This is a genomic window from Candidatus Phytoplasma ziziphi (genome assembly GCF_003640545.1).
GTDB classification, from domain to species: Bacteria; Bacillota_I; Bacilli_A; order Acholeplasmatales; family Acholeplasmataceae; genus Phytoplasma; species Phytoplasma ziziphi.
The window spans coordinates 16,119-36,609 of the sequence record NZ_CP025121.1 but is presented as its reverse complement, the minus strand read 5'-3'; the positions used below and the strand labels follow the sequence as shown (position 1 = coordinate 36,609).

Here is a 20,491-nt window from a genome sequence, read left to right as displayed (position 1 = left end):
TTTTTTATGTTAAAATTCTAATAGATTTTACAAAATTTTTAAAAATTAATGAAAATTAGAGGAATTAAAATGAATAAGTTACAATTAATTAGCAAGATGTCTAAAAAGTTAAATGTTAAAGCAGAACAAGTAGGAGAATTTTTGTCTTGTTTAAGTGATGTTGTGGTAGAAAGCTTAAAAGAAGAGAGACAAGAAAGTCCTGATTCAAAAGTAATTAAAGTAGTTATTGGTAATTTAGGAGCAGTACATTTAAGACATAGAAAAGAAAAAGTATGTAAAGTTCCAAAAAGCGATAAAGTTGTAACTCTTCCAGCTAGATTTGTTCCAGTATTTAAAATAAGCAAAACATTTAAAGATTTAACTTCGGAAGAAATTTAAAATAAATATTTGAAAATTTTTAGAGTAAATGATTTTTTATAGTTTTTATTTTAAAAAAAATAATTTCTAATTGCGCCTAGAAAACAAATATAATAATAACAAAAATAAAAGGTTTAAAAAATGAGTGATTTAGTAAAATTAATTTGTACAGAATGTGGTAGAGAAAATTATCATACTTATAAAAATAAGAAAAAAACTCCTGGACGTTTAGAATTTAAAAAATATTGTCCTTTTTTACGCAAACATACTGTCCACAGAGAAAAAAAATAAATTTTAATGGAGTTTTAACAAAATGTCTTTTTATCAAAAAAATCGTTCTTTATTGTTATCTAAAATGAAAAAAGGTAGTATCTCTTTATTCTTTTCGAATTTAAATGATTTTTCTCTTGATTTAAATTTTGCCTTAAACAAAAATTTTCATTATTTGACAGGTATAGAAGAAGATAATTCTGTTTTATTAATTATTAAGGATTGTTATGGTAATGAAGAATCTTTTTTATTTTTAAAATATCATGATGTATTAAAACAAAAATGGGATGGAGAAAGTTTGAGTTTTGAAAAAGCATCAAATGCAAGTTGTATTCCATTAATGAATATTTTAAATATTGATGTTTTAAATTCTTTTTTAACTCGTTTATTGAATACTGCTCAAAATTCTAAATATGGCCTTATTGAAAATTTTTATTTAGATTTATCAAATACTGATTTAAATAACAAATTTAATTTGTCTTTATTGAGAGCCGAATGGATTCAAAAAAATTATCCTTATATAAATATTTATGATTCTTGTAATTTTTTAATAAATATGAGAGTTATTAAAAACGAAACAGAGATTGATTTGATAAAAAAAGCAATTGCTTTTAATGATAAAGCTTTAAGAGCAATTGCTAAAGTTTTAAAACCTGGTATGTATGAATATCAAATATCAGCATTTTATCATTATTTTTTAGCTAATCATGATTTACATCCTTCTTTTAATACTATTATAGCTTCTGGAAAGAATGCTATTATTTTGCATTATAATAAACAAAAAGATCTAATTAAACAAAATGATTTAGTATTGCTAGATTTAGGTGTAAAATATAATAATTATGCTTCTGATATTTCTTTTTGTTTCCCTGCTAGTGGAAAATTTACATCTCAACAAAAAATTATTTATGATATAGTTTTAGAAGTTAATAGAAAAATTATTGAATGGATTAGACCAGGATATACTTTTCAAGAAATGAATCAATTTGGAAAAGATATTTTAAAAACAAGATTGCAAAAAAACGGCTTTATGAAAGTAGACGAGAATATAGAAAAATATTGTTATCATGGATTAGGTCATTATTTAGGTTTAGATGTTCATGATGTGGGAAATGTTTACGAACCTATCAAAGAAAACAGTGTTATTACTGTAGAACCCGGTTTATATTTTGAAGAATTGAATTTAGGTATTAGAATTGAAGATAACATTTTAATCAAAAAAGATGGTAATATTAATTTAACTAAAAATATTCCTAGAAAAACAGAAGATATCGAACTTTTAATGATTCAAGAATAAATATTTTTATTAAATTTTAAATTTTTTATTTTGATACATTGGGGCCCTGTAGCCAAGTGGTAAGGCATGGCTCTGCAAAAGCTTGATCGACGGTTCAAATCCGCCCAGGGCCTCCAAAATTAATCTTTAATTTATAAATAATTTATATAATAAAATAAAAAGCATTTTTGAAAAATCGAATATATTTTGATTTTTCAAAAATGCTTTTTTAAATGGAAATATTTTTAAATATGAAATTAATAAAATGATAAATATTAAAAAAAATTAACTAATATTTTTATTATTAATTTTTTTAAGAATATTTTTGGAACCAAAATTAAATCTGTTTTCTGTTCCTTTGATTAAATTTTGTATATTACTAGAATGTTTTACAAAAATTAAAATAGTTATAATGAGAAATCCTAAAAGTGTCCAAAAATCAATGTTAATCTTGTTTCTATTTATTAAATACGAAATCCATAAAAAAACATTAACTAATGAAGTCGATAATAAAGAAGCTAAAGAAGCATAACCCGAAATTCTTATAAATAAAATAAAAAATACGATTCCTAAGATTCCAATAAGAGGGTCTATAACTGTAACAACGCCTACAGAAGTTGCTATCGCTTTGCCTCCTTTAAATTTGTTAAAAACAGAAAACATATGTCCTAAAATGGTTGCTATCGCGCATAATAATCGATAATCTGGCTTAATTATAATAACCAAAAAACCTTTTAAAAAATCTAATAAAAAAACAACAAAACCATATTTCAATCCTAAAATTCTAGTTGCATTAGAAGAACCTATATTTTTAGAACCTAATAAACGTAAATCTTTATTTTTAAAAATTTTACTTATTATTAAACCCATCGGAATAGATCCTATTAAATAATAAATAAAACAATTTGAAACAATTTTTATAAAATCATTATATTGCATTTGTTTTACCTTTTTATATAAATTTTAAAGAAAAAAGTTTTTTCATAGAAATTTATTACATATACTATATTTTATTATATTTTATAAAATTATGCGTTTATAATATTTTTTTATTCATCATTAAAATAACACTAAATAAATGAAAATGATTTTAATTATTAATTCAAAAAAATTTAACAGTTGCTGAATCTATTTATTGATCCTTTGTATGATCTTTTTTGCAATCAGCAAAGTAAAAAAAGACGGAAAAATTAAAGATTTTTAATTTAACTTAATTCGTGTTTATACATAACAACCAAACTTAATTATTAAAATTAAGTTTGGTTTTTTATTAACAGCACATAAAAATTGTTTTTTGTTTTTTTAATATAAAATTTAAAAAATAATAAATTTTATATTATATTATTTTTTGATTATTATGGAATATTATTTTTATTTTTAAAAAAATAAATGGAGTAAAAAATATGTCAGAACAATTTCAAAAAGCAAATTTATTTTCTAATGATAATGATAAACTTTTAAATAAGATAGATGAAATTACAGAACAATTTCAAAAAGCAAATTTATTTTCTAATAATGATAATAAATCTTTAGATAATAAACCTTTAGATAATATATATGAAATTATAAAACATTTTAAAAAAAATATTATAGAACACTTTCAAAAAGCAAATTTATTTTCTAATAATGATAATAAATCTTTAGATAATAAACCTTTAGATAATATATATGAAATTATAAAACATTTTAAAAAAAATATTATAGAACACTTTCAAAAATCAAATTTATTTTCTAATAATGATAATAAATCTTTAGATAATAAACCTTTAGATAATATATATGAAATTATAAAACATTTTAAAAAAAATATTATAGAACACTTTCAAAAAGCAAATTTATTTTCTAATGACGATAATAAACCTTTAAATAAGATAGATGAAATTATAGAACATTTGGAAAAAAATATTATAGAATATTTGGAAAAAAATAAAGAATATAGTTATTGGTATTTTAAGTCTGAAATTAATCTCGAAAACAACAACTTACCTAATAAATTAAAAACAATTTATGAAAAGCACGAAAAAAAAACGGAAAAAGAATGAAGAAGAACGAGCAAAGGACGAAGAAGAACGGCAAAAGGATGAAGAAGAATGGGAAAAAATAAATTATAAAATCATTGGTATTAAATTTGATATTAATGAAAATAAAAAATTATGTATTCGATGGATATCAAACAAACATCAATATCAATATCCTGATTGTGCATATTTAATGGAAGACGCAGTTGAAGATAATATATTTCAAAAATTAGATTTATTCAACGAACAAAGAAATATATTAATATTTATGATTAAAAATATCAAAAATATGTTCAAAGTCAAAACATCTTCAAATAATTATTTTAATATTTTATTAAATATAGTTATTATTCCGGATATTTTCATTCAAAATAAAAAAAATCATGGTGTCCAATATGAAGTTGTTTTTAAAAACATTGTTGCAAATAATGAATCAAAAGCTTTTTGGTCTGCCAAAGCAAAAGATTTTTATCAATTAAGATGCGATGTCGTTCATATAAATAACGAACTTTCTAATTATAAAATAATTAATGATGAATATATAAATAATAATAATAAAACTTTTTATATAGAAAAAATGAAGCAATATGATACCAAAAATGAATTAAAAAAATATTCATTAAATGATTTTTTAAAAGAATACATAGAATTTAAAAACAATTCGGAATACAAAAGAGATTTAAAAGAGCAAATCAAAGAATGTTCGCCAAATGATGTTTCAAAAAAATTTGTTTTAAAACAATGCATAAATTTAACTAGAACAAATTTAAAAGAAAAAATAAAAAAATACGATTTTTCTATAATTAAAAAAATTTTAGAAATTGTTTTAGATACCAGCAATGAAGATATTTTAGATTTTGTATATAATGAAAAAATAATGTTAATTATAGAAATATTTACAAATTATATAAAAACATATCTGAAAATTATGATAATGATGAAATAAATTTCATATATTTGTTTAAAGAAAAAAAATATTTTGATTACAAAAATTTAGAACAAATAAAAGAATTAAACAAACAAGATGTAAAAAATAAAATTGAAAAATTATTTAATGATGATGGAATAGATTTTATATCTGGGTCCGAAGAAATAAATTATTCGAATTGCAAAAATTCAGAAAAAATAAAAGAATTACAAAAACAAGATGTAAAAATTCAAAAAGATATTGAAGAAATTCAAAAAGATATTGAAAAACCACATAAAGAATTATGGAAATATTTATATAATAAATATCCAGAAATTAATTTTAAAATTCAACAAATTTATAAAAATAAAGATATAAAAGAATTATCGTATTCTAATAAAAAAATTTCTAATGAAGCAGTTAAAAAACATATAGCAGAAAAAATTATAGAAATTTTTTTCGAATGTTCGAATAAAAAAGAATCTAATAAAAAAGAAAATACAAATTCATACCTTCTAAGAAGGTTATATTTATGTTGTATAGATATATTTAACGATATAGATGAAACAAAAGATGAAAATGAACAAAAGGAAACAATTGAAAAAAAATAGAGGAATTAATAGAGGAATTAAAACCAGATGTTAAATACGAAATTGAGAACGACAAAATAATAGAAAAAAAAGATAAAGAAACATCATCGCAATTAAAAGAAATATTAGATTTTTTAGAAAACATAAAAACAACATATAATGAAATATACAAAAAACATTATAAAGATAAAATAATACTAGAAACAATAGATTCCAAAAATAAAAGAATAGAAATAATAAAAGATTATTCGGATGATCAAATCAATAAATTAAATTTATTAGATGAAATTGATAAAAAAATAGAAAACATATATAAAAAGGAAATGATAAACTTGCGAGAATTATTGATTAATAGAATCAAAGGAATTTCGGACAAATGTATCATGGAAACAAAAATTAACGAAACAATTAACGAAATAAGACAAAAACCAAACAATAACAAATTTTTAAATCTTTTTATGATAAATAAAAAAATAAAAAAAAACATAAATAAAATAATTAAAGAAACTCTTACAAATTACGTAGGAGCAATGATAAAACAAATAAATTCTCATGTAACTAAATTATTTGATAATTTTTCAAAAACACAAACAAAAATTTTGTTATCTAAAGGTGAAACAGATGATAATACAGCAACTCAACAAACCATAATTAAAAATATAAAACAAATTTCGGAAGAATATGACAAAATAGAAAAGTTTTTAAATATATTTAATGATTTTATGACGCCCATCGAAGAAACATTGATAAATATAAAAGAAATATTTGATTTATTTAATAAGTGTTTATTAATATTTTTGGAATCAGACGAAAAATATCAAGAATATAAAGATAAAATATTAAAATATAAATTTAAAATTTAAAGAACTTTTTTATTAAATAATTTTTTCGAAAATATTTAATCATTTTGTTTAAAATTAATTATCTTAATTTAACAAAAAATATATTTATTTAAAAAAATCAAAAATAATCTTTAAAAAGAAAAATAGAAATAACTTTTTAAATTCGTAACAAACAACAAAAAATTATTAATCAAAAAAACAATGTTATAAAGATTATTGATTATAAATCTTATTTTAATGTTTATTTTAATTTTTATTATTGAATTAATTTTAATTACAAATCAATAAATAAATAATAACAAACGAACAGAATTAATCCTATTTTTTTTCTTTTTATTGTTATATTACTTTTTACAAGTTAAATTATATAATGTTTACGTAAACAAAAAATTCTCAGATACAGAAGATGAATTAGTTAAAAATCTAGTCAAAATATCAAAAGAAGAAATATCTCATAATCTCGAAATACAATAAATTCAAAAAAATTTTTCAAAAAGATAAGTTATTAAGTGTAACAATGTTTATTATAGACCCTTTAATTTTGTTTTTTGGTTTTTTTATTTATTTTCATATCTCTCATTTTATATTAATGATCAAATAAGAACAATTATCTAGTAAAGGAAACGAAAAGCAAGAATACACAATAATATTCAAATATATAATTAATTTAAAAAATACCTAATTTATTTTGGGTATTTTTTAAATTTTATAACCTTATTTTATGGTTTTTTAAAATAATGTTTTTTAATAATCTCTAGCTTAAAAAACGATATAACCAAATTTAAGTTTGGTTGTTAGGATTAATTTGGATTATTTCGTTGTTTTTAGGGCTAAGGTATTTGTAAAAATAAATAATTTAATAAAATATTTTTTTTGATTGTATTATTAAAATTAAAATAAAATTTTTTTAATTTACTTATGAAAGCGCAAATTAAAGATAAATATATTTTTTTATGTTAAAATAAATTGTAATTGTATAAATAATTTATTTTATAAATAAATATATTTTTATTTTTAAATGCTTAATCTAAATTTAAATAGGTATATAAGAAATAATATGAAAACAAAAAGATTTAAAAAAAACGATATAACTAAAAGATTTAAAACAAATGATAATTTTTTAATTATGTGTTATGCTTTTGTTTTAGCATTAATTTGTTTAATTACTTTTATTGTTCGTTTTTATAAATGTTATCAAAATGATGAAAAAGACAGATTTTCATTTTGTTTCCGTTTGATACATCATTTTACTTCTCAAAGTAATATTTTGATTTTGATAGTGATGTTGTTGTTTTTCACCTCAATTCGTTGTAAAAAAATTTTTTCTATTTTAATGTTCGTTGCTGTAATTGATATTTTATTGACTTGCACTGTTACTCATTTTATTGACCGACCAGAAGAAAAAGATGATTTAATAAGTAAACCTTTCCAGATTAAACATTTTCAACATACTTTTATTCCTTTTTTGTATATTCTTTTTTATTTTTTTAAAATTAATCATGGTTTAAGTCTGAAAAAAACTTATTTGGGTTTAATTCATCCTTTATGTTATTTTTTCTTTTTTTTGTTTGCGAATTTTTTATGGAAGTCAGAATATTATCCTTATGGTATGATTAATCCTAAGCGAAAAGGAATTTTAGGAGATATTTTAGGATCGCATAGAAAAGAACAAGGTTATTCTTATCTCTTTTTAAATATTTTTTTATTAGCTATTGTTTTTTATTTTTTATCTTATTGTATTCTTCGTTTGAAAAAGAAAATAAATTCTCCAAAATAATTTTGATTTTTTGAAAAATTAAAATTATTTTTTGGTTTGTTAAAAAAAAGATTTATTATTAATTTTTTATTGATTAAAACAATATTTATTTTATTTCTAAAAAGGTTATTAAAAATAGTTATATAAAGTTCTTTATATAATTCTTTTTAATATAATAGTTATATAATTCTTTTTAATATAATAGTTATATAATTCTTTTTAATATAATAGTTATATAATATTTAATTATCATAAATTAATATTAATATTATAAAATATTAATGTGTGTATTAATAATTTAAATTTTATAAAAAAAGGATATAAAAATATGGCAAATATTAAACAACAAAAAAAACGTGTTAAAACTGATGCGAAACGCAGATTAAAAAGAAAATCTTATAAATCAAAAATGAGAACTTTAGATAATAATTTTAATAAATTCATTGCTTCTGCGGATAAAGAACAAGCTATTATTTTTTTTAATAAGATGAATGGAGCTTTAGACAAAGGTGTATCTAAAGGAATTTATCATAAAAATTTTGTATCTAGAAATAAATCTAAAATATCTAAATTATTAAATAGTATTTTAAAATAAAGATAATTTTTTTCTTTTTTTAATAATTTTAATTAAAAAAAGAAAATAATTATCATAATAAAAAGGATTTTTTATGTTAGATTTGAAATTTGTTCTTAGTAATATGGATTTAGTTTTAGATAAAATGAAAAAAAGACAAACAGATTCATTTTTTTTAAAGCAACTTATTCATTTAGATAAAGATAGAAAAAAATTAATTAATGAAATAGAAAAAATAAGATTTCAAAAAAACAATTTATCAAAAGAAATTTCAGAATCGAAATTAAAAGATAATTTGGATGAACATTTTTTTCAAAAAGAACAAATTTTTAAAAAAAATTTAAAAGAATTTGAACAAAAATTTCAAGAAGTAGAAAAGCAAATTTTAGATATTTTATCAAATATTCCTAATTTGCCTCATGATTCTGTCCCTTTTGGAACTACGTCAGAAGATAATATTGAGATATTACGTTTTTCTGAACCTAAAGAAATGTCTTTTTCTATAAAAGATCATTTAGAGTTAGGAAAGAAACTAGATATTTTAGACTTTGAAAAAGCTGTTAAAATTACAGGAAGTAAATTTGTTGTTTTAAAAGGAATTGGCGCTAAATTAGAAAGAGCATTAATTAACTTTATGATTGATACTCATGTATCAAAAGGATATAAAGAAATTTTTCCTCCTTTTATTGTGAACGAAAAATCTATGTTTTCTTCAGGACAACTTCCAAAATTTAAACAAGAAATTTTTCAATTAAAATTAGATAAACAAAATTGGTATTTAAATCCTACAGGTGAAGTTCCTATGATTAATTTACATCGAGATGATGTTTTAGATGTAAATCAATTACCTTTAAAATATGTTTGTTATACTACTTGTTTTAGGCAAGAAGCTGGAGCAGCTGGAAAAAACACAAGAGGCATTTTAAGACAAAAACAATTTAATAAAGTAGAATTAGTCCAATTGGTAGAACCTGATAATTCTTATGCAGTTTTAGAACAAATGTTGAAAGATTCTGAATATATTTTACAACAATTGAATTTGCCATATAGAGTGGTTGTTTTATCTACTGGTGATTTAGGTTTTAGTATGAGCAAAACTTATGATATTGAAGTATGGTTACCTGGACAGCAAAAATATTGTGAAATAGCTTCTATAAGCAATGCGGAAGATTTTCAATCTAGAAGAGCAAATATTAAATTTATTCGAGATAAAAAAACAAAAAGACAATATTTACATACTTTGAACGGTTCTGCTTTAGCTATAGGTAGAACAATGATGGCGATTATGGAAAATTATCAAAATGAAAACGGAAATATTGTTATACCTGAAGTTTTACGTAGTTATATAGGTATAGATTTGATTAAATAAAAATCAATTTATCAATTTATTTTATAATTATTAACTTGTATTTATAAGGACAAAAAAAGTATGAATATGAAAAAATATTTATCAAAAGCTGTTTGGGGCTTAATTGGAATTATTTTAATAATAGGTGTTGTATGTTCTTTATACAATGTTACTTGGAAAAACCAAAATAAAGATATAAGTTCTTTTCAATATTCGAATTTCGATGATATAAAAGAAATACAACCTTATTTAATTAGTCCTTTTAATCCTATTTACAATATACATATTAAATATAAAAATAGTTCGAAATCAACAGACATTTACGAATTTGTGTCAAATGACCAATATGAAAAATTTATAACAGATGCAAAGGAAAAATTACAAGACAAATTCCAATACAAATTCAAAGGACCTATTGAATATCAAGAGTTTCGAGGATTCGGACCTTTGTTAAGCGCATTGCGTATATGTTTTGCTGTTTATATTGTGTATTTTTTATTAAAATATTTAACTGGTGCTACAGGCCAATTAGTTGAACATTTTTCCGATAGAGATAAAATTAAAACACAAAAAAATAAAAGTTCATTTAAACAACCTACATTAACTTTTAAAGATGTCGCAGGCGCCGAAGAAGAAAAAGAAGAATTAGCCGAATTAGTAGATTTTTTAAAAAATCCTAAAAAATATTATTTGATGGGCGCTAGAATTCCTAAAGGAGTTTTATTATCTGGACCTCCTGGAACTGGTAAAACATTATTAGCGAAAGCTCTTGCCGGAGAAGCTAAAGTACCTTTTTTTGCTGTTTCGGGTTCAGAATTTGTCGAAATGTTTGTAGGATTAGGAGCTGCACGTATTAGAAGTTTATTTAAATCAGCTCAAGAACATGCTCCTTGTATTATTTTTATAGATGAAATCGAAACACTTGCTCGCAAAAGAGGAATGAATTCTTATGGCGGTAATAGTGAACAAGAACAAACTTTAAATCAATTATTAATTGAATTAGATGGATATAATCAAAATCAAGGAGTTATTGTTGTAGCTGCTACAAATCAACCTGATTTTTTAGATCCTGCTTTATTGAGACCAGGAAGGTTAGAACGTCGTTTTATTGTTAATTTACCAAGCGTTAAAGATAGAGAAGCTATTTTAAAATTACATTCTTTAAATAAAAAAATTTCTCCTGATGTTAATTTAGAAGAAGTAGCTAGAGTTACCTCTGGTTTTAGTGGAGCCCAATTAGAAGGTATTTTAAACGAAGCAGCTTTATTAACTACTAGAAATAATGCTGATGTTATCGATAAAAAAACTATCAGTGAAGCTATAGATCGTATTTTAATGGGCCCAGCTAAAAAAAGCGTTAAATATTCTGAAAAAGAAAAGAAAATGATTTCTTATCATGAAGCAGGACATGCTATTATTGGTTTAAAATTAAAAGATTCCCGAAAAGTAGAAAAAGTAACTATTATTCCGCGTGGTAATTCGGGTGGTTATAATTTATTTTCTAGCGAAGAGGATAGCTTTTTTTCATCTAAACAACAATTATTAGCAGAAATTACTTCTTTTTTAGGTGGGCGCGCAGCAGAGGAATTATTTTTAGATGATGTTTCTAATGGAGCTTATCAAGATTTTAAAATGGCAACTAATATTGCTAAAAAAATGGTTACTATATTCGGAATGAGTGATTTAGGTTTAGTTCAATTTGAAGAAGGTAATAATTTTCATAAAAACTTTTCAGATCCTAAAGCTTTAGAAATCGATCAAACTATACAAAAAATTATATTTAATTGTTATGAGAAAGCTAAAAAAATAATTTCCGAAAATAAAGAATTATTTATTAAGATTACAGAATATTTATTAGCGATCGAAACTCTTAATAAAAAAGATATTCAAGAAATAGCAGAAACGAATAAATTGAGCTGGTTTGATAAACAAAAAGAACAAGACAGACAAGCAGAAGAACAAAAACAAAAAGACATCGAAAGACAATCAGAAGAAGAGAAACAAGAAGAAAAAGTTTATGAAATTAATGATTCTGATCCAAAAAAATTTTCAGATACAAAAGACGATATTAATTCATTAAATTGAAAATTATTGAATTAAAAAAATAAATAAATAATTTAATAAATTTAAAAAAATATAAAATATATTTCTTTTAAATTAGATATTGAGATAGTTTTATAATAAAAAATGTATTTATGTTTTTTGACATGGTACATTTTTTCTTTATTTTAGTAAAATTGAATTTCTTTTGGAATTTTGTGGTGAATTATGAGATTATTAATCGTTCAAGATAAAGAAAAAAATATACGTTTAGATCTTTTTTTGACACAAAAATTAAATATTAGCAGAAAATATTGTGGTTCTTTAATTGATTCTGGTCAGATTATTGTTAATGATAAAATATCTAAAAAAAGTTATTTATTAAAAACAAATGATACAATAAAAGTTCCTAATATTGAAAAAAATTTTTCTTCTAATATTTTTGAACCTATTAATTTAAAATTAAAAATAATCTATGAGGATCAGTATTTAGTTGTTATTGATAAACCTCAAAATTTAATAGTCCACCCTTCTCTTAGTTATTCTGGAGTTACTTTAATTAATGGATTATATTATCAAATTAAAGATTTTCAATTTTCAGAAGGAAACAGACCTGGAATTATTCATCGTCTTGATAAAGATACTACAGGTTTAATAGTTGTAGGAAAAACAGAAGAAGCTGTGATTAGAATGCAAAAATTAATTAAAAAGAGAGAAATAAAAAGAATTTATTGGGCTTTGATTTATGGTTTTTTAGGTTATGATTGTGGTACCTGTGATATTCCTATAAGAAGAAGTATTCATAATCGTTTAAAAATGGAAGTTTCTTTACAAGGAAAACCTTCTATTACTCATTTTCGAATTTTAAAGAAGTTTGAAAAATTTTCTTTATTAGAATTAAAATTAGAAACAGGTAGGATGCATCAAATTAGAGTTCATTTATCTTATCTAAAACATCCTATTGTCGGTGATTGTTTATATGGTCCAAAAAAACAAACGTTACAACAACAGTTATTACATGCCAAAAAATTAGAATTTACTCATCCTTTCACTGGTGAAAAATTAAAATTCGAAACCTCTTTACCTTTACAGTTTCAAGAATTTTTGAATAAAATAGAATCAAATTAAATAAATTATAAAATAATAAATAATCAAGGGTAGTTTTTATGTATTTAAAAAAAATTAAAACAAAAATAGAAAAAATTTTAAATGATAAATATGTTTGCTCTATATTTTTACAAAATAATTTGAATGAAGATAAATTTGATTTTTTTATACCCTTGTTTAGTTATGTTAAAATTTTAAAAAAAAATTTATTAGAAATTTTTGAAGTTTTTAAAAAAGATTTAATAGAGTTGGAACAAATAGAAAATGTTTTTTTTCAAAATGGTTTTTTAAATATTAAATTAAATAGAAAAAAAATCACTCAAAACATTTTATTGAATATTTTAAATAGCGATGAGAGTTATTGTCAAAAAGAATTTAATAATCAAATAGTAGTTTTAGATTATTCTTCTCCGAATATAGCTAAAAACTTCTCTATTGGACATTTACGTTCTACAGTTATCGGTAATGCTTTAAAAAAAGTTTATCAAAAGTTAGGTTTTAAAACTGTTAGCATTAACCATTTAGGCGATTGGGGCACTCAATTTGGAAAATTAATTGTAGCTTATCAAAAATGGGCCAAAAAAGAAAATATGTTAAAAGACCCTATTAATGAATTACAAAGGGTTTATATTTTATTTCATCAAGAAGAGATTAAAAATCCACAATTAGATGAACAAGCAAGACAAATTTTTTATCTTTTGGAAAATAAAGATAAAGAAATAAATGAATTATGGAAATATTTTAAAGAAATTTCTTTAAACGAATTTCATCAAATTTATGATTTATTAGGTGTTTCGTTTGATTATTATATTGGTGAATCTTTTTTTCATGATAAAGCGATTCAATTATTAGAAGAACTAAAGAATAAAAAAATACTTGTATTAGATGATGAAGCTTATGTTATTCCTTTAGAAAATGATTTATCACCAGCTTTAATACAGAAAAAAAACGGAAGTACTCTTTATTTAACAAGAGATATAGCATGTGTTTTATATCGTTATCAAAAATTTAATTTTTCTAAATGTTTATATGTAGTAGGTAATGAACAAAAATTACATTATCAACAATTAAAATTAGTAATTAATAAGATTGGTTACGAAAATTTACAATTAGAACATGTTAATTTTGGTTTAATTTTATTTCAAAATATGAAAATATCTACAAGAGAAAATAATAATTTTAGATTAAAAGATATAATTTATAAAGCAGAAATAGAAGTTAAAAATATAATAAAAGATAGAAATTTTTTTCCAGAAAAGATAAACGAAATATCTCGTCAAATATCTATTGGAGCTATTATTTTTAATGATTTAAAAAACGATCGTCATTTAGATATAGAATTCGATTTAGAAAAAATGTTAAAATTTGAAGGTAATACAGGTCCTTATTTACAATATACGGTAGTTAGACTAAATTCTATTATTCAAAAACAAGATTTTAATATTAATGAATTAACAAAAAATGATTTAAATCCTTATTATGAAAAATTTCATTATTATGTTTTGATTAGATTAATGGATCAATTTGATTCTGTATTAGAAAAAGTTCAAGAGTCTAATATGCCAAGTATTTTAGCTAGATATCTTTTTCAATTAGCTAAAAATGCTAATAAATTTTATGAAAAAGAAAAAATTTTAAATAATAATGATTTAAAATTACAATATGCTAATATTTTATTGATTAAAAGTCTTTTAATTATTTTAAAAGAAGGATTAAAAATTTTAGGAGTGCCTATTTTAGAAAAAATGTAGAAAATTTAGTTAATTTTTTTATTTTTAAAAAAATATTTTATTTATTTTTTTCTTTTTTTATATTTTTTATTATTAAAAAATAATTTTAAAAGACATATTAATTATTTTTTAATAAAAATAAATTTGTCTAAAATATTTTTTTATTTTATATTATAATTAGAATTATTTTTATTATTTTAATAAATTTTGAAATTACGCAAAAGAAAGGTTTTTTATGAATAGTTTTGATTTAGAACAAAATTCTAGCGATTGGTTTGAACATAGAAAAAAATATATTAACGCTTCAGAAGTAGCAACAATTATGGGTTTAAATCCTTTCGAAAACAAACAAAATCTTTTTAAAAGAAAACTTTTTGATGAGAAAATAGAAGATAATGATTTTATGCGTCATGGCAGAGCTTTAGAACCGCAAGCTAGAAATTTTTTTAATGACGTGAATAAAACAGAATTTAAACCTTTAGTTTGTGTTAAAGAATTTTTTTCAGCATCTTTAGATGGTTGGAATAGCGAAACAAAAAGTTTATTAGAAATTAAATGTCCCATATCTTTTAATTCTAAAACTTGGCAAAATTTTTTTCTTAAAGATCAAATTCCTATGTATTATTATGCACAAGTACAAGCACAGATGTATTGTTCTTCTTCTGAAAAAGCTTTTTTTTTGGTATTCCAAAGTTATCAAAATGCCAAAGTGCAAGAGATCAAAAGAGATCCGATATTTATTGAAAAAATGTACGAAGAATGTCTTATTTTTTATAAACTTTTTAAAGAAGCACAACAAATTTTGAATCAATTAAAAAATAATAAAAAGAAACTTTGATTTTTTTTTTTTTTTAATTATTTATATAATTAAAAATTTTTGTTTTTATCATGAGATATATTTTTTGTTAAATAAATTAAAAAATGTTAATTATATCAATTAAACATATAAAAATATATAAAAAATATTATATAATTATATATAATTAATTTTTTATATAGTTTTATGTTTAATTTTTTATTTTGTTTAATTTATTTAAATAAGTAATAATTTATTTATATTATATAGGAGTTTAAATGATTTTTGATAAGATTAAGAAGCTTATTTGTGAAAAAAAATCTATAAAAGAAGATACAATTTTTTTAGAAACTAGATTGAAAGAAGATTTAGCTTTAGATTCTTTCGATGCTGTCGAATTAGTAATTGAATTAGAAAAAATTTTTGATCTTAAAATTAGTGACGAAGTTATGCAACAATTTAAAATTGTAAAAGATATCGTTAGTTATGTCGAAAGTAATTTATCATAATTTAATTATTTTATTTATTTAAATAAATATCAAAATAAAGGTTTTATTATGTTAATTTATGATTTTCGTAAAATAGAATTAAAATGGCAGTTGAATTGGGAAAAAAAACAAACTTTTAAAACAAGTTATGATTTTAGTAAGAAAAAATTTTATTGTTTAGATATGTTTCCTTATCCTTCTTCTTCTGGATTACATATTGGGCATATCGAAGGTTATACTGCCAGCGATATTATTAATAGATTTAAAAGAATGCAAGGATATAATGTTTTTCATCCTTTTGGTTGGGATTCTTTTGGATTACCTGCTGAACAGTATGCTTTAAAAACAGGAAAAAATCCTAAATATTTTACTTATGAGAATATAGAAAATTTTAAAAAACAAATAAAGATGTTAGGTAAAGGAGTTAATTGGGATAAAGAATTATCTACTTCAGATCCTTATTTTTATGGTTGGACTCAATGGTTTTTTAAAAAATTTTATGAACATAAATTAGCTGTTTTACAAGATGTAGAAGTTAACTTTTGTGAAAAATTAGGAACAGTTTTGGCTAATGATGAAATCATTTTTACAGAAAAAGGTATTTTTTCTGAAAGAGGTAATTATCCAGTCGTCAAAAAGAAAAAAAAACAATGGGTTTTAAAAATTACTAATTATCTCGATAGGTTGCTAAAAGATTTAGATTTATTAGATTGGCCTGTTCAATTAAAAGATATTCAAAAAAATTGGATAGGTAAAAAAAAAGGTTTTATTTTTTCCTTTCCTGTTTTATCAGAAAATAATCATTTTTTAAAAGTTTTCACAACTAAACCAAGTACTATTTTTGGAGTAAGCGCTTTAGTTTTGGCGCCAGAAAATCCTTTAGTTGATATTTTAACTAAAAAAGAATTTATGGATTCTGTTAAATTATATTTAGAAGAGACAAAGAAAAAAACAGATTTAAACAGAAATATTAATAAGGAAAAAACAGGTGTTTTTATTGGCAGTTACGTTGTTCATCCTTTTAATAAGAAAAAAATTCCTATTTGGATATCTGATTACGTCCTCCCTTCTTATGCTACAGGAGCTATTATGTCAGTTCCTTTTTGCGATGAAAGAGATTTTTATTTTGCTAAAAAATATAATTTAGAAATAATTCCTATTTTAAAATTTGATGAATCAGAATCTAATGTTAATAATTTTGATCATTATCGTTCGATGTCAGAAAAAGATACATTTATAAATAGTTCTTTTTTAAACGGTCTTAGTGTTGAAGAAGCTAATAATAAAATTATTGAAATATCTGAAAAAGATAATTTAGGTCATGTTCATTATGCTTATCAAATGCGTGATTGGGTTTTTTCTCGTCAAAGATATTGGGGCGAACCTTTCCCAGTTTATTATGACGCAAATAATAATATTTACCTAGAAGAAGATAAAACTTTTCCTTTAGAACTTCCTTCATTAGATAAAATTGAAAATTCGAACGATGAACAATCTCCTTTATCCAAAGTAATTTCATGGTTATATTTTGAAAAAGATGGTAAAAAATATAAAAGAGATTCTAACACTATGCCACAAACGGCTGGTAGTTCTTGGTATTATATAGGATATATCTTAAGAAATACTTTAGGTATACAAGATATTAATACTGATGAGGCTAAAAAAGCTTTAGATTATTTTTTGCCTGTAGATCTTTATATAGGTGGAAAAGAACATGCTGTAGGACATTTATTGTATTCTCGTTTTTGGCATAAATTTTTATATGATTTAGGATTAGTTTCATCTTTAGAACCTTTTCATAAAATAGTTAATCAAGGAATGATTTTAGGCGAAGATAATCTCAAAATGAGCAAGTCCAAAGACAACAGTGTTAATGCTTCTTTAGTTTTAGAGAAATATGGCGCTGATGTCACAAGACTTTATATTATGTTTTTGGGACCTTTAGAAGATAATAAGGTTTGGTCAGAAAGCGGTTTCAAAGGAATTCAGCGTTTTTTAAATAGGATTTATAATATTTTTTCATTGTTTTTGATAGATGATGATTGTTCTATTTTAGAACCAATATTAAATCAAACTATTAAAATAGTAACTGAGAATTATGAGAAATTAAAATTTAATAAAGTTATTAGTCAATTAATGATTTTTATTAATAAAGTTTATAAAGATAAAAAAATAAATTCTAATCAAATTCTAATTTTTTTAAAATTATTGAACCCTATTGCGCCACATTTAACAGAAGAGTTAAATGAAAAATTTTTATCTTCTGCGGAAGAATTAGTTTATTCTCAATGGCCTTCTTATCAAGAAATAGAGATAGAAAATGAAAAAGTTGAGATTGTTATTCAAATAAATGGACAATTTAAATCAAAAATTTTTGTTTTAAAAAACGAAATACAAGATGTTATTTTAAAAAACGCTTTACAAAATTCTAAAATTAATTTTTTACTTCAAGATCGTAAAATTTTGAAAGTTATTTATATTAAAAATAAATTATTAAATTTAGTTATTTAATTTGAAAAATTAGGAAAATTACAATAGGTTTATATATGAAATTACATAGTAAAGGTTTGATGATAGTAATTTCAGGACCATCTGGCGTCGGGAAAGGATCGATTAAAACAGCTTTATTAAATCAAGTTAATAATAATTTTTGTTATTCTGTTTCTTATACTACAAGAAAACCTAGAAAAGGAGAACAAGAAGGAAAAGATTATTTTTTCACAAATAAAGTAGATTTTGAAAAAAAAATTAAAGAAAATTTTTTTTTAGAACATAGTGAATTTGTAAATAATTATTATGGTACTCCTTATAAAGAAACTTTAAAAAAATTAGAAGAAGGTAAAGAAGTTCTTTTAGAAATCGATATTGAAGGCGCTTTGAAAATTCAAAAACATAAAATTAATAAAGATAGTGTTTTCATTTTCATTTCACCCCTCGATAAAGAAGTTTTGAAAGAACGTTTGAGAAAAAGAGATACCGAAACAGAAGAGGAACTCGAAAAAAGAATATTGAGAGCTTCAGAAGAAATGAAATTAGCTTACAAATGTGATTATATTGTTTTTAATGATGAAATTCAAAACTCTGTAAATAACATTATGTCTATTATTACTGCCGAACGTCATAAAATAAAAAATATTATTAATTTTTATTCAAAAGAAATTTTAAAAAAAGGAAATTGACATTTTTATGTTTGAAAATAAAAAAGAAGGTCTAAATTATCCTTCCATTGATGAATTATTAAAAAGAATTGATTCTAAATATAAATTAGCTTATTTGTCTAGTAAAATCGCCCATGTTATAGAAGAACATAAATTAAATGTTGATGATATCGAAGGTAATAAAATATTAAGTAAAGCTTTATCAGAAATTGTGAATGGAAACTTTAATATTACCTTTAATTAAAAAAATATATTTTAATTCAACGAAAATAAATTATTATTTTTTAGAGGTCGTATAAAATGTCATTATTAAAACATATTCCAGTTTTAAATAAAGAAATTATAGAATATTTAAATATAAATCCTAAAGGAATTTATGTAGATGCTACTTTGGGCGGTGGCGGTCATAGTGAATCTATTTTAAATAAACTTAAGGAAGGTTTTTTGTATTCTTTTGATCGCGATCTTTATGCAATTCAAAAATGTCAAAAGAAATTTGAAAATAAAAAACAAATATTTTTGATTCATAATAATTTTTCTTTTTTAAAAGAAGAATTATCAAAAAGAAATATTTCTTCAATTGATGGTATTGTTTTTGATTTAGGTTTGTCTTCTTTTCAAATAGAAGATAACACAAGAGGATTTAGTTATTTACAAAACTCTTTGTTAGATATGAGAATGGATATTAAACAAAAAATAGATGCTTCTTATATTGTTAATAATTACAGTTTTGCAGAATTAAAAAAAATTTTTTTATTTTATGGAGAAGAGTATAAAGCTGGATTAATAGCTCGAGAAATTATCAAAAGAAGACCTTTAACTAAAACTTTAGAATTAGTAGAAATAACAGATAAATTTTACCCTTTATATATGAAAAAAAAGAGAGGTCATAGTGCCAAAAGAATTTTTCAATCATTAAGGATAGAAGTCAATCAAGAATTAAAATTTTTAGAAGAAGCTTTACAACAAAGTCTTGATTTATTAAAACCAAATGGTAGAATTGTTGTTATTAGTTTTCATTCTTTAGAGGATCGTTTAGTTAAAAAATTTTTTAAAAACAATAGTCAATCTAAAATACATCCTAAATTACCTTTTTTAGAAAAAAATATCCCTCTCACTCCTTTAAGTCTTGTTAATAAAAAAATTATTTATCCTAGCGAAGAAGAAATAAAATCTAATCCTAGAAGTTGTTCTGCCAAATTAAGAGTTGCTGTTAAAAATTTTTAAATATGAA

At 21.7% G+C, this 20,491-nt stretch carries 20 protein-coding genes and 1 tRNA gene; 20 read left to right on the top strand and 1 reads right to left on the bottom strand.

Translation table 11 applies throughout. From position 1 onward, the window contains the following. The first annotated feature begins 69 nt into the window (after positions 1–69). From CWO85_RS00260 to CWO85_RS00245, 4 genes are all read left to right on the top strand, one after another. Entirely contained in the window at positions 70–378 is a 309-nt protein-coding gene (locus CWO85_RS00260; protein WP_161554961.1) for an HU family DNA-binding protein, read from the top strand. A gap of 120 nt (positions 379–498) precedes the next feature. Then, positions 499–648: a 50S ribosomal protein L33 gene (gene rpmG, locus CWO85_RS00255; RefSeq protein ID WP_121463710.1), complete on the top strand. Its 150-nt coding sequence runs from the start codon at positions 499–501 to the stop codon at positions 646–648. 22 nt (positions 649–670) lie between these two features. After that, positions 671–1,924 carry an aminopeptidase P N-terminal domain-containing protein gene (locus CWO85_RS00250; RefSeq protein WP_121463709.1) on the top strand — a complete coding sequence of 418 codons (1,254 nt, stop codon included), beginning with the start codon at positions 671–673 and terminating at the stop codon, positions 1,922–1,924. A gap of 42 nt (positions 1,925–1,966) precedes the next feature. Continuing rightward, positions 1,967–2,040 (top strand) — tRNA-Cys (locus CWO85_RS00245). Positions 2,041–2,188: 148 nt separating this feature from the next. On the opposite strand, the gene plsY is transcribed toward CWO85_RS00245, so the two are convergent. Beyond that, the gene (gene plsY / locus CWO85_RS00240; RefSeq protein ID WP_121463708.1) at positions 2,189–2,842 is read right to left on the bottom strand and encodes a glycerol-3-phosphate 1-O-acyltransferase PlsY; all 654 of its coding nucleotides are present in this window, start codon (positions 2,840–2,842) and stop codon (positions 2,189–2,191) included. 464 nt (positions 2,843–3,306) lie between these two features. Between plsY and CWO85_RS00235 the strand changes: the two genes are divergently transcribed. The 16 genes from CWO85_RS00235 to rsmH all read left to right on the top strand — a co-directional run bounded on the left by CWO85_RS00235 (position 3,307) and on the right by rsmH (position 20,484). After that, on the top strand, positions 3,307–3,945 hold the full coding sequence (locus CWO85_RS00235) for a hypothetical protein (protein ID WP_121463707.1): 639 nt from the start codon (positions 3,307–3,309) through the stop codon (positions 3,943–3,945). Next, positions 3,911–4,867 (top strand): hypothetical protein, encoded by a 957-nt coding sequence (locus tag CWO85_RS00230; RefSeq protein ID WP_121463706.1) that lies wholly within the window; start codon positions 3,911–3,913, stop codon positions 4,865–4,867. The genes CWO85_RS00235 and CWO85_RS00230 overlap by 35 nt, the downstream gene beginning before the upstream one ends. Before the next feature lie 11 nt (positions 4,868–4,878). Continuing rightward, complete coding sequence (locus tag CWO85_RS00225) at positions 4,879–5,439, top strand: hypothetical protein (RefSeq protein ID WP_121463705.1); 561 nt, start codon at positions 4,879–4,881, stop codon at positions 5,437–5,439. 302 nt (positions 5,440–5,741) lie between these two features. Then, on the top strand, positions 5,742–6,281 hold the full coding sequence (locus CWO85_RS00220; RefSeq protein WP_152031096.1) for a hypothetical protein: 540 nt from the start codon (positions 5,742–5,744) through the stop codon (positions 6,279–6,281). Between the two features lie 1,036 nt (positions 6,282–7,317). Further along, complete coding sequence (locus tag CWO85_RS00215) at positions 7,318–8,037, top strand: hypothetical protein (protein WP_121463703.1); 720 nt, start codon at positions 7,318–7,320, stop codon at positions 8,035–8,037. Between the two features lie 307 nt (positions 8,038–8,344). Next, positions 8,345–8,611 carry a 30S ribosomal protein S20 gene (rpsT, locus tag CWO85_RS00210; RefSeq protein ID WP_121463702.1) on the top strand — a complete coding sequence of 89 codons (267 nt, stop codon included), beginning with the start codon at positions 8,345–8,347 and terminating at the stop codon, positions 8,609–8,611. 73 nt (positions 8,612–8,684) lie between these two features. Then, the gene (serS, locus tag CWO85_RS00205) at positions 8,685–9,959 is read left to right on the top strand and encodes a serine--tRNA ligase (protein ID WP_121463701.1); all 1,275 of its coding nucleotides are present in this window, start codon (positions 8,685–8,687) and stop codon (positions 9,957–9,959) included. 60 nt (positions 9,960–10,019) lie between these two features. Further along, a complete protein-coding gene (gene ftsH / locus CWO85_RS00200) occupies positions 10,020–12,023 on the top strand; it encodes an ATP-dependent zinc metalloprotease FtsH (protein WP_236628331.1) in 2,004 nt (667 codons plus the stop codon). Positions 12,024–12,206: 183 nt separating this feature from the next. Further along, complete coding sequence (locus tag CWO85_RS00195; RefSeq protein ID WP_121463700.1) at positions 12,207–13,106, top strand: RluA family pseudouridine synthase; 900 nt, start codon at positions 12,207–12,209, stop codon at positions 13,104–13,106. Between the two features lie 38 nt (positions 13,107–13,144). Next, positions 13,145–14,836 carry an arginine--tRNA ligase gene (gene argS, locus CWO85_RS00190; protein WP_121463699.1) on the top strand — a complete coding sequence of 564 codons (1,692 nt, stop codon included), beginning with the start codon at positions 13,145–13,147 and terminating at the stop codon, positions 14,834–14,836. A 214-nt stretch (positions 14,837–15,050) separates the two neighbouring features. Then, the gene (locus CWO85_RS00185; RefSeq protein ID WP_121463698.1) at positions 15,051–15,653 is read left to right on the top strand and encodes a lambda-exonuclease family protein; all 603 of its coding nucleotides are present in this window, start codon (positions 15,051–15,053) and stop codon (positions 15,651–15,653) included. Between the two features lie 236 nt (positions 15,654–15,889). Further along, complete coding sequence (locus CWO85_RS00180; RefSeq protein ID WP_201736598.1) at positions 15,890–16,120, top strand: acyl carrier protein; 231 nt, start codon at positions 15,890–15,892, stop codon at positions 16,118–16,120. A gap of 48 nt (positions 16,121–16,168) precedes the next feature. Continuing rightward, on the top strand, positions 16,169–18,610 hold the full coding sequence (gene leuS / locus CWO85_RS00175) for a leucine--tRNA ligase (protein ID WP_121463697.1): 2,442 nt from the start codon (positions 16,169–16,171) through the stop codon (positions 18,608–18,610). Between the two features lie 35 nt (positions 18,611–18,645). After that, a complete protein-coding gene (gene gmk, locus CWO85_RS00170) occupies positions 18,646–19,278 on the top strand; it encodes a guanylate kinase (protein ID WP_121463696.1) in 633 nt (210 codons plus the stop codon). A 7-nt stretch (positions 19,279–19,285) separates the two neighbouring features. Next, positions 19,286–19,501 carry a DNA-directed RNA polymerase subunit omega gene (gene rpoZ, locus CWO85_RS00165; protein WP_121463695.1) on the top strand — a complete coding sequence of 72 codons (216 nt, stop codon included), beginning with the start codon at positions 19,286–19,288 and terminating at the stop codon, positions 19,499–19,501. A 56-nt stretch (positions 19,502–19,557) separates the two neighbouring features. Beyond that, on the top strand, positions 19,558–20,484 hold the full coding sequence (gene rsmH, locus CWO85_RS00160; protein ID WP_121463694.1) for a 16S rRNA (cytosine(1402)-N(4))-methyltransferase RsmH: 927 nt from the start codon (positions 19,558–19,560) through the stop codon (positions 20,482–20,484). The last annotated feature ends 7 nt before the right edge of the window (positions 20,485–20,491 follow it).

Coding starts and splice junctions, on each gene's coding strand:
- CWO85_RS00260 (WP_161554961.1), top strand. CDS start 70: ATGAATAAGTTACAATTAATTAGCAAGATGTCTAAAAAGTTAAATGTT.
- rpmG (WP_121463710.1), top strand. CDS start 499: ATGAGTGATTTAGTAAAATTAATTTGTACAGAATGTGGTAGAGAAAAT.
- CWO85_RS00250 (WP_121463709.1), top strand. CDS start 671: ATGTCTTTTTATCAAAAAAATCGTTCTTTATTGTTATCTAAAATGAAA.
- plsY (WP_121463708.1), bottom strand. CDS start 2,842: ATGCAATATAATGATTTTATAAAAATTGTTTCAAATTGTTTTATTTAT.
- CWO85_RS00235 (WP_121463707.1), top strand. CDS start 3,307: ATGTCAGAACAATTTCAAAAAGCAAATTTATTTTCTAATGATAATGAT.
- CWO85_RS00230 (WP_121463706.1), top strand. CDS start 3,911: ATGAAAAGCACGAAAAAAAAACGGAAAAAGAATGAAGAAGAACGAGCA.
- CWO85_RS00220 (WP_152031096.1), top strand. CDS start 5,742: ATGATAAACTTGCGAGAATTATTGATTAATAGAATCAAAGGAATTTCG.
- CWO85_RS00215 (WP_121463703.1), top strand. CDS start 7,318: ATGAAAACAAAAAGATTTAAAAAAAACGATATAACTAAAAGATTTAAA.
- rpsT (WP_121463702.1), top strand. CDS start 8,345: ATGGCAAATATTAAACAACAAAAAAAACGTGTTAAAACTGATGCGAAA.
- serS (WP_121463701.1), top strand. CDS start 8,685: ATGTTAGATTTGAAATTTGTTCTTAGTAATATGGATTTAGTTTTAGAT.
- ftsH (WP_236628331.1), top strand. CDS start 10,020: ATGAATATGAAAAAATATTTATCAAAAGCTGTTTGGGGCTTAATTGGA.
- CWO85_RS00195 (WP_121463700.1), top strand. CDS start 12,207: ATGAGATTATTAATCGTTCAAGATAAAGAAAAAAATATACGTTTAGAT.
- argS (WP_121463699.1), top strand. CDS start 13,145: ATGTATTTAAAAAAAATTAAAACAAAAATAGAAAAAATTTTAAATGAT.
- CWO85_RS00185 (WP_121463698.1), top strand. CDS start 15,051: ATGAATAGTTTTGATTTAGAACAAAATTCTAGCGATTGGTTTGAACAT.
- CWO85_RS00180 (WP_201736598.1), top strand. CDS start 15,890: ATGATTTTTGATAAGATTAAGAAGCTTATTTGTGAAAAAAAATCTATA.
- leuS (WP_121463697.1), top strand. CDS start 16,169: ATGTTAATTTATGATTTTCGTAAAATAGAATTAAAATGGCAGTTGAAT.
- gmk (WP_121463696.1), top strand. CDS start 18,646: ATGAAATTACATAGTAAAGGTTTGATGATAGTAATTTCAGGACCATCT.
- rpoZ (WP_121463695.1), top strand. CDS start 19,286: ATGTTTGAAAATAAAAAAGAAGGTCTAAATTATCCTTCCATTGATGAA.
- rsmH (WP_121463694.1), top strand. CDS start 19,558: ATGTCATTATTAAAACATATTCCAGTTTTAAATAAAGAAATTATAGAA.